The 8,404-nt window shown below is 43.0% G+C and carries 12 protein-coding genes; 9 read left to right on the top strand and 3 right to left on the bottom strand.

What is annotated here, in order from left to right:
- Nucleotides 1–158: 158 nt before the first annotated feature.
- A complete protein-coding gene (locus tag VB732_RS34700; protein WP_158680648.1) occupies nt 159–326 on the bottom strand; it encodes a ribbon-helix-helix domain-containing protein in 168 nt (55 codons plus the stop codon).
- A 316-nt stretch (nt 327–642) separates the two neighbouring features.
- On the opposite strand from VB732_RS34700, the gene VB732_RS34695 reads away from it, so the two are divergent.
- From VB732_RS34695 to VB732_RS34660, 8 genes are all read left to right on the top strand, one after another.
- Nucleotides 643–1,212, top strand: a complete 570-nt coding sequence (locus tag VB732_RS34695) for a hypothetical protein (protein WP_323235348.1) — start codon at nt 643–645, stop codon at nt 1,210–1,212.
- 590 nt (nt 1,213–1,802) lie between these two features.
- The gene (locus VB732_RS34690; RefSeq protein WP_323235347.1) at nt 1,803–2,312 is read left to right on the top strand and encodes a hypothetical protein; all 510 of its coding nucleotides are present in this window, start codon (nt 1,803–1,805) and stop codon (nt 2,310–2,312) included.
- A gap of 12 nt (nt 2,313–2,324) precedes the next feature.
- Entirely contained in the window at nt 2,325–2,987 is a 663-nt protein-coding gene (locus VB732_RS34685; RefSeq protein ID WP_323235346.1) for a hypothetical protein, read from the top strand.
- A 46-nt stretch (nt 2,988–3,033) separates the two neighbouring features.
- On the top strand, nt 3,034–3,309 hold the full coding sequence (locus VB732_RS34680; protein ID WP_323235345.1) for a hypothetical protein: 276 nt from the start codon (nt 3,034–3,036) through the stop codon (nt 3,307–3,309).
- On the top strand, nt 3,248–3,889 hold the full coding sequence (locus VB732_RS34675; RefSeq protein ID WP_069071948.1) for a hypothetical protein: 642 nt from the start codon (nt 3,248–3,250) through the stop codon (nt 3,887–3,889). The genes VB732_RS34680 and VB732_RS34675 overlap by 62 nt, the downstream gene beginning before the upstream one ends.
- A 64-nt stretch (nt 3,890–3,953) precedes the next feature.
- A complete protein-coding gene (locus tag VB732_RS34670; RefSeq protein ID WP_323235344.1) occupies nt 3,954–4,523 on the top strand; it encodes a hypothetical protein in 570 nt (189 codons plus the stop codon).
- Nucleotides 4,520–5,971 (top strand): hypothetical protein, encoded by a 1,452-nt coding sequence (locus VB732_RS34665; RefSeq protein WP_323235343.1) that lies wholly within the window; start codon nt 4,520–4,522, stop codon nt 5,969–5,971. The genes VB732_RS34670 and VB732_RS34665 overlap by 4 nt, the downstream gene beginning before the upstream one ends.
- 263 nt (nt 5,972–6,234) lie before the next feature.
- Nucleotides 6,235–6,645, top strand: a complete 411-nt coding sequence (locus tag VB732_RS34660) for a hypothetical protein (RefSeq protein WP_323235342.1) — start codon at nt 6,235–6,237, stop codon at nt 6,643–6,645.
- A 95-nt stretch (nt 6,646–6,740) separates the two neighbouring features.
- On the opposite strand, the gene VB732_RS34655 is transcribed toward VB732_RS34660, so the two are convergent.
- A complete protein-coding gene (locus tag VB732_RS34655) occupies nt 6,741–7,067 on the bottom strand; it encodes a helix-turn-helix domain-containing protein (RefSeq protein WP_323235341.1) in 327 nt (108 codons plus the stop codon).
- The gene (locus VB732_RS34650) at nt 7,064–7,438 is read right to left on the bottom strand and encodes a type II toxin-antitoxin system RelE/ParE family toxin (protein ID WP_323235340.1); all 375 of its coding nucleotides are present in this window, start codon (nt 7,436–7,438) and stop codon (nt 7,064–7,066) included. The genes VB732_RS34655 and VB732_RS34650 overlap by 4 nt, the downstream gene beginning before the upstream one ends.
- A 425-nt stretch (nt 7,439–7,863) precedes the next feature.
- Between VB732_RS34650 and VB732_RS34645 the strand changes: the two genes are divergently transcribed.
- On the top strand, nt 7,864–8,404 hold a 541-nt coding region (locus VB732_RS34645; RefSeq protein ID WP_323235339.1), incomplete at its 3' end, for a site-specific integrase.

Below are 8,404 nucleotides of genomic sequence, written 5' to 3'. Positions count from 1 at the left end.
CCACCAGCCGCTAGAGCTTGAGTGGAAGCATAGTCTTTCGCCTCCCTAATCATCTCTAATGCCGCTTCGTTGTGCGGCGGGAGTTGAAAATCGCTTGGTGGGTCTTTCAGGGTCAACATTATACGCGATCGCCTTTTGTTTGCTCTGAGTCGATAATTTTATTTGTTCTCTTTTTTTTGTTCTTTATATTGAGCTATCCAATCCGCAAGTGCGATGCTAGCAAGATTGGAAACTGATCGTTGTTGCTCATCGGCAATTGCTTGTAGGTCGTCTAATAATTCCTGTGATGCCATATAAATTGTTAATCGTGGTTTTTTTGTAGCCATTACGCATAGAAAGTATGCTTTATGGAGCTATTAAATACCACTTCTAAGCTATTTGCAATTATTGTAAGTGAAGTGTTGACACTTTGCTTAACTTCACTTACTATATTAGTGTCAAGGTTATCGATACGTCAATAACTTAAGGCAGACGCAAGTAAGACCCAAGCGCAAAACGCTAAGGCGACTTCCTTTTGAGGGTTGCAAGGGTTGCAAGCGCTGTTTTGAGAGCATTCAACTATTCACAGCAATATCTGCATTGCGTCCGTTCATTTTCAACGGTCGCGGTAATTGTGCGTGTCTGCATTAGGACAGAGGATTCATGCATATCAATTTACGCAACTTAGAAGCAATCAACGAACTACCTTTTGAGAGAGTAATGCTTAATCAAAATCAATTACGAAGGTTAGAAGCAATAGATCGCTGGCTCAGAGAAATCCGAGATTCTGAAGAATTCAGCCAACTGGAATACTCCCCAGATGTGATGCTGGGAGATGCAATTCAAGCAGTGGGCGAACTACTTGACGAACACGAATCTTATGATTACAAGCCCACAAATTTTACTGATCAAGAGTGGCATTCATATCTAGAACAGAAGCCAGTAATGCACATTCGCCGTGTGAAAACTTGGCGTGAAAAGATTAACTCATTCATACTTAATGGAGCGTCATCAGTAGCAATTGTGAGCTTGGTAACTACTAGTTTTATGGTAGTTGGTTCTATCTTTTGTCACGGGTTTGACCGGATTGAAGAAAGTAGAGGGGAGGAATATCAACCCACATGGATTTACAACGCCAAAATTTTTGAAGGAAGCGCCATCGCCTCTATCGCCGTCTTCCTGGGTGCAAGCTTGACAGGCGCGTGTGTTGCGGGAGATGGGAAAGATGATTGATAAAGAGCTTGTTGGATGTGTAACCCTCCTAAGCAAATCCAAAACCTACAGTATCGATGGCGCTCTCTATCGCTATCTCTATAGCAACGACAGTATCAGACACACACAATATTATTTCCGTCCTTTACCGCGTCAATCTAAGAGCGCTGACTTAAAGCTCAATCGTGACAAGGTGCTAAGACGCTGCTACGAAGTGCCGAGCTTATATAAACAGCACACAGCAGAGATAAATCACAACTCAATACAGTTGAGTTTGTTCTAACCCTTGGTAACAGATACTACCGCGCGTCGCGGACAAAGGCTTTGGTACAAGCGCGTCAACTAGTCCAAAAGGGGCGTATTCGTGGGGGTAAACGAGAAAGTGTCAGTAAGTCTTAAAAGCTGACAAACCTTGTTATTACGTGGTTATAGCCGATGAACAGTAAGTCTGTTGTGATTTGTCAGATTTATTTTCCAAGGTTATTGATAGTCGTCAGCTAACTGCTGATATCAAATAACTGGATTCAGCTAATTACATATATCAAATACCTTGGACTTATCTGGAATGGCAGTTAATTTTATACACACTTAAGCATTAACCAGGAGAAAATGTGGCGACGAAAGAGTATATAGCTAAGTATCGCCAGTTGAAACAGATTTACGAGCGCGAGTTAAACAAACAGATTGCTGATATTACTTGGTATCGAGTGGTAGCAACCTTAAAGCAACACTTTAGTTTTGAAGTACAGGCAGTTGATGCTCAAAAGATAGTTGAAGGTTTCGCTGGACTAAAACGGCGTTATGGCAGTTTTACGGGTCGTGGTGAGGGGTTTACGGAACGCTGGCAAGCATTTAGACATTTCTATGAGTTAGATGCTCACTACTCAGGCAGACAGTTTTTAGAAATTCTTGCAGACTATCTCAAAATCAATCTTATAGACGTACCGCGCAGCACTCGTTACTACTGGTTTGAAAAAGCCGGACTATCTTTTAAAGCTGAAAATACTTACCACTGCAAGGATTTAGCCCTTGTTGCGTTTGTTGCTGCTAAATGGGCAATCAACAGACGACCGCAACCGATGAAATCCGCAACGATCTCAGTTTTAACACTAGCCCTATAAGGAGCAATCACCATGTCTGACAAATTTACTAACAATGTCCGCGCTCGTTTGTACAAACAGGGTTATCAAGGATTTACCAAAGACGATTACACGTCAGCAGCGATCGCTGTCGAGTGCGATGACCTTGACAATCCCACCAAAGAGCAATTGAGCCAAGCCGTTGACTATCTCAAAGTCAAATCGACAAGCCAATTATCTGTAATTGATGAACCCGTTGAAGAAACGTTTTTAGTAGGGTCAGAAGATGCACAGCCTGAAGTTGAATCTAATCAGCTTGCAGTTGCCGAACCAGAGATTAACAGCATCACTGTAACTAGTGAAGATAAGCGTCAGATTGTAACAGCCCAATCATCGGCGCTGGGGTTTGAATTAACCGAACAAGAAACATTGAGCATTGCATCCGAGGTTGACGACACTTTTACCGACTACAGCCAATTCATCAGTACTGTAACGGCTGCAATCAAGAACTACGTTGATCAGAAATTTGATGTCATTGAGCAATCATTTGAAACTAACGCCCAAGACTTGCGAGAACACGTAACCAACAGAGCTTCTAGATTGAACCAAAAGGTTAACAACTTTTCAGGAGACATCAAAGCAGATATGGGAGTCATCCGCCAAAACATTAAAAGCACCCAATTCTCAATCCTCGCAAGGCTCAAGGCGGCTCAATAGCGATAACTTGACGCTGCTTGAGTGCTTGGGTATTCGGTGGGTGAGAATGAGCTACTTCTCAAGAATTGCTGTTAGTTTAACTGCACTCGCTGCTGTGATTTTACCCTTGTATAGCTGCTTGTATCTGCCAATGCTAGAGCAATCAAGCTATCAGCAATATCTCAAACGGAAGTTAGCTATTGAGCAATATGTAAGGCGAATGGAGTATCACTGCAACCAAATATTTACCCCATCAAAGGAATATCGCTGTGAAAAGTTCAATGAAGCTAAAAAATCTGGTAACTTCCAAATCACGCCACCTAGAGCGCCAATTAAAAACTAAATTTAACGCATCTACTAACTTAGTAGTTAGAGCGCTAACAGGTGATAAATCAGCCCTGAAGCTGATAGGACAAATGGGTAATGACGGGGCGAAGATTAGCGAATTCGCCCCACAGGTTAGAGAACAGATGTTAGCTGCTATCAAGGGGACTGAGGACTTAAACATAGTCCTTAGCGACATCTACAAACAAGCAGGTGTTAGCGGCGAGAAGATTGAAAGAGCAGTACAGTCAGCGATTTTAGCTGATACTCATCTAGCTAACATCCTAGAAGAGATGAAGCTTGATTTCACTTCATCCAAGGAGAAAGAAGCGCTGCGCCATCAACAAGCAACAGACCATCTATTGCTCAAGGCTTGGGTGGATAAACACATGATGCAAGTTGATGGCGAATATAAAATGTTGCAGGCAGAATTGCAGACAGACATTAGACAACAAACAATTGACCTACAACATGATAGAGAACTGGGCAAGTATTACTTAGAAATGGGTGATAACGCTCGTGATGATTTCAAGCCGAAAAAACAATATGCGGGGCGCTCAATTGTACAAAAAATCAAGGATGCCCTAATAGGTTTCTAATAAATAAACCCGTCAGTAACTTTAGCCGTTCGCTGACGGGTTCGAGAAATACTCTGATGTTAATATGACATACGACATTGAAGATGATCAAGAAGAAGTAGTAAGCGAAATCGCCCCAGATACGCCGTTACCAAAAGACTTAATAGAACACCTGGAATCACGCAAGCAGCACCGTAAAGATGTTATCAATACAACTGAAAAATTGACTCGATTCTTTGTCGGTTGGTCGCTAAACTCTACGGGATTCTTTATAGCTAAATATCTCTTAATAACTGGCGGTGGCGTTAATCTCTGGTTGGCAATTTCGCTCTCGTTTTCTATATGCAGCGTTGGCTCTCTGGCTGGGCTAACGGGCTTGAGAGTTAATTACAACAGTGACGGACTAGAGGTAGATAATATGCAAAATCTTATAAAAACTGCTGGGGGCTTGGTGTTTGCAGGTATCACAACTTGGTTAGCAGTCAAAGACCATCAATATTTTGAGAATTTGACTAAAGAAACAGTCACGCAGATTAGCCAAGACATCCAAACCATTGAAAAACAGAACCCGCAATCAGACCCTTGGGTAAGTATTGCAGTCGCGTTGGCTTTATTCATTGGCTCTATTGCAATTATTTTTAAGGGGCGGGAATGAAACAAGGTGTTTTCGAGTTAGCACTGGCTGGTGTGTGTGGTGTAGCCGCAATCATCGGGCTAGCAACATCGCAAACACGTCAGCCCTACGATTTGACACAGATTCAGTTCTGCCCAAGGTCAGCAAACGGCGTACACAGCCAAATAGCTTTGGATAAGCGTTTTTGCAACCAGCCGCGTTTTGTCCTGACTGAAGAATGGCAGCGCTACGGATTGTATGGCAGCATCATTCCCTACAAGGGTGATGCAATTCAATGGGTGCGTGATTTGCCCACAGATAACCCTAATCAGTTGTTAGGATATGGGATTGCGGTTATTGGGCTATGGGGTGTCGTGGGTTGTTTGCTCGTGCGTTCGCAACGCCTCAAGCGCACGGATTATGAACTGGGCGAACTCGAAAAGACTTACGACTATGCAACTTGGCAGCATAATAAGTACAAACGTGAAGTTAAGCAACATTCGACCCAGCTTTATACTGAACGCTTAAAAGATGGATTAACTGACCTAGACGTTCATTCTCGTAAAGAATTGGGGCTAACCGATGAGGAAAACGAACGCGCCAAGGCTCGAATTCAGCTAGAGGACTTTATGAAAGCCCGTGCTGTTAATCATTCTGTGATGGATAAAACCATTGCTGAGAATTTGCGAGACAGGGCGAAAGCTGAACAAGAACGCAGCAAGATTGAGGGCAAAACCAAGGGAGCGATCGCAGACAGTGACAATCAGCAATCAGTTGATCAACAACGAGCAAACCAACTGATAGAAGCGCTCAAAGCTCATGAGGATGGATGGCTGTGGAAGATTATCGACAATCAAAAGCCCGTTTGGGTGCTAGGAGAAGCCGGAAGTGGTAAATCAACTCTAGCAGCGTCAATTGTGATGCTTAGAGAATATCTGTTTGATATGCCCTTGTATCAGCTGATAGACGCGCACTCCGGGGAAAATCTCAGAAACGCATGGAGATACTTAAGCCCTCAGTTGATAGCGCAAACAGAAGAAGAGATTGGACTTGCTTTTGATGATGCTCGTTCACGCTGGCTAGACAGAATTAATAATCAACCTGAAAAGCGACCGCAACAGTTACTAGTTGATGAATTCACTAACTATTCTGAGTCAGACATCACAAAGGAGCCTGCCAAAAAGTTTGTTAAAGCATCTCTTAGTGACCCTAGAAAAGCTGAAGAAAGATTAGTCTGTATTGCCCATTTCTTCACTAATACCGCCGTAGGTGGCAGTGATGGAACAGCCAAAGGTAGAGCCAGAGGAACTATTCAAATTGACCGCAAAACAGCAGATGGTAAGACACCTTTAAAGGTGGCAACGATTAACGGTTTAAATAATTCTCTTGGTGATGCAGAAGTAGATAAAAAGGTGACAATTCCAGCTTGGTTGACTCCTGAAAGCATTCACAAGCATTTTAACGGTCAGCCAATTGATTTTGATGATTAATCTTTGAGAAACATTTCCTTAGTTTGCTAAGGGTGCGTGAGCGTATCGCCTCATAGTCTGGCTTAATGGCGTGGGGAATTATTGTTTGTAGGCTCACCTCAGTACAAAACAACCTTATTTGTATCAGGTTTTGAATTTATAGCTCAGTAATGGCATTAGGCGTGTTTGAGTGCGGCGGTTACAAAAAGGCTGAATTTGAAAACGTAGCTAAATTTTATTTTTGATTTTGGGCTTACTAAGAATACAGTAGCACTTCAACCTCGATGAAAAGTATATTTCTGCCTCTCAGTATTCTGATTTTTTTAAGTTTATGTACTAGTTGTTCTTCTATTCCAAAAGATAAGTTAACTGAACTAGGTTTTCCTTTAAACCAAGCCATTTCTATAAAATATAAAGTTGACTGGGTACAATGGGGACAATCTAAGTCTGGAGGCCCTGACGATGCAGAACTTGTCTTAAGTGAGAATAAAATGAGGGTGAAAATTCCAAAGATCAATGGTCTGTTTAGTCTTGATATTGTTCGTTGGGAGGGAACTAAGTTCATTGCAAAGAATAACCTAGTTTATCATCCTTATTACTGTGAAATTAATTACAGGCAGTTGAGGTGTCAACACAACAAATTACCTGAAGTAGATTACCAATCTATTGCTACATATACCTTGCTCTATGAATAATTGACGATAGCCTTACAGGGATTAGCTTCCCCCAGATTGACAAAACAGGGTTATGTACCGTAAGAATTAAGAAATTTTCAGGCTTCCATCCTTCCCTATAGCGATATCACAGTTTCAGTAGATTCGCCCTGCGCGTGACGAGGGCGAAGATGTAAGGTGATTTCCGTATCAAGTCGCTTGAGGAAAATGAGCAGTTTTCCCTCGCTGAACCGTTGAAACTCTCCTTTCATCAAATGAGATACTTCTGGCTGCGGAATGCCAAGAAGTTCGCTGATTTCGCGTTGTTTCAGGTTGCGTTGTTTCAAAAGGCGTAGTACCTGAATCCCTATCTTGCCCCGTGTAAAAAGTTCCGAAGCATTCTCCAAACCGAGGTCAGCGAATACATTGCCACTGCTTTCTTCAAAAACTGGTTCCTGTGTCATTGTTGTTTCTCCCTGGCTACCGCGTCCTTATAGCGTTGTTTAATCAGATCAACATCAGCCTGTGGAGTTTTAATACCCTGCTTTGATTTTTTTTGAAAAGCGTGCAGGATATAAATTCTCTCTGCAATCTTTACCGCATAGACGGCCCTGTAAGTATCGGTATCGTAGCGTTTGACGATTTCATACACCCCACTCCCAACCCGTTTAAAAGGCTTGGCATCCATTGGTGTTTCCCCTGCTTGCACCAATTGCAGTGCATAGCCTACTGATGCACGCACCTCTTCTGGAAATGAGCGGATATTTTTGAGAGAGTCTCCCATCCAAACCAGAGGTCGTAAAGGAATTTCTATAATATCCTCATCATCTTCCATATTATATGAAATTTCCTATAAAACCAGTCAGACATTAGCATGAAATGTCCCCCGCAGCACAAGAGAGGTAAATTTTATTTACATTTGATTTCCGTCTAGACATAGTGTAGACGCTGGTGGAGAGAAAATTGATATCGGTTTTGATAGCAACGATTTATCTTGCAGGCGTACAGAAGCGAGTATAGACAACTCAGACCAGCCCCAACATGAGCAGATCCTATTGGTGTGGATCATACCTGCAAGTGGTAATCGCGTTGCAAACATAAGCTAATTTTATCAGCCAACGAGATAATGCGGGTTGTAGCGTTCGTCCTGTCCGGCTGATTCATAAGCCTGGGTTAAGCGCGTGTCATCGCTCACGAAATAGATAGGTTTCCAGGCGTTTACATTGTGTTTCTACTCAAAGACCATGTAGGCTAGACCCTATGAAAATAAACCGGTTCGGCAGGGCAGAAATCCTTACACCCAATCAAATCAATCTCCTATTTAACGAGGGCTTTGTCAACCCGCGCGATCGCGCTTTATTCGGCGTGTGCCTTTATGCTGCCTGCCGGATCAATGAAGCTTGCACTTTAGCCGTGAAAGATGTGTTTGGCAGCAACGGTGTCAGAGGTGTGTTAGTACTACGCAGCGTCAACACCAAAGGCAAGCGAGACACAAGGGAAATCCAAGTGCATCCCAAGCTCAAGCAGTATTTAGAAGAGTACAATCCCAATCGCCGCAAAGAGTTTTTGTTTCCGGGGCGGCATGGGTTGTTACATATTCACAAGGTCAGCGCTGACAAAATCCTCAGAGATACCTGTGTGCGGCTGGGCATTGAGGGCGTAAGTACACACAGCTTTCGGAGGACTGCGTTAACCAGGATGAGCGATGCCGGGATACCGTTGCGCCACATACAGGAGATATCGGGGCATCGAACTTTGGCAGCCTTGGAGCGATATCTGGGTGTAACTGAGAAGCAGAAGC

This window comes from Nostoc sp. UHCC 0252 (assembly GCF_034931145.1).
Classification (GTDB): Bacteria; Cyanobacteriota; Cyanobacteriia; order Cyanobacteriales; family Nostocaceae; genus Nostoc.
Note: the sequence above shows the minus strand (reverse complement) of the source record. Positions and strands in the feature narration are given on the sequence as shown.

What these genes read in the sequence shown, in the direction of transcription:
- VB732_RS34700 (WP_158680648.1), bottom strand. Translation starts at nt 326, where the DNA reads ATGGCTACAAAAAAACCACGATTAACAATTTATATGGCATCACAGGAA.
- VB732_RS34695 (WP_323235348.1), top strand. Translation starts at nt 643, where the DNA reads ATGCATATCAATTTACGCAACTTAGAAGCAATCAACGAACTACCTTTT.
- VB732_RS34685 (WP_323235346.1), top strand. Translation starts at nt 2,325, where the DNA reads ATGTCTGACAAATTTACTAACAATGTCCGCGCTCGTTTGTACAAACAG.
- VB732_RS34680 (WP_323235345.1), top strand. Translation starts at nt 3,034, where the DNA reads ATGAGCTACTTCTCAAGAATTGCTGTTAGTTTAACTGCACTCGCTGCT.
- VB732_RS34675 (WP_069071948.1), top strand. Translation starts at nt 3,248, where the DNA reads ATGAAGCTAAAAAATCTGGTAACTTCCAAATCACGCCACCTAGAGCGC.
- VB732_RS34670 (WP_323235344.1), top strand. Translation starts at nt 3,954, where the DNA reads ATGACATACGACATTGAAGATGATCAAGAAGAAGTAGTAAGCGAAATC.
- VB732_RS34665 (WP_323235343.1), top strand. Translation starts at nt 4,520, where the DNA reads ATGAAACAAGGTGTTTTCGAGTTAGCACTGGCTGGTGTGTGTGGTGTA.
- VB732_RS34660 (WP_323235342.1), top strand. Translation starts at nt 6,235, where the DNA reads ATGAAAAGTATATTTCTGCCTCTCAGTATTCTGATTTTTTTAAGTTTA.
- VB732_RS34655 (WP_323235341.1), bottom strand. Translation starts at nt 7,067, where the DNA reads ATGACACAGGAACCAGTTTTTGAAGAAAGCAGTGGCAATGTATTCGCT.
- VB732_RS34650 (WP_323235340.1), bottom strand. Translation starts at nt 7,438, where the DNA reads ATGGAAGATGATGAGGATATTATAGAAATTCCTTTACGACCTCTGGTT.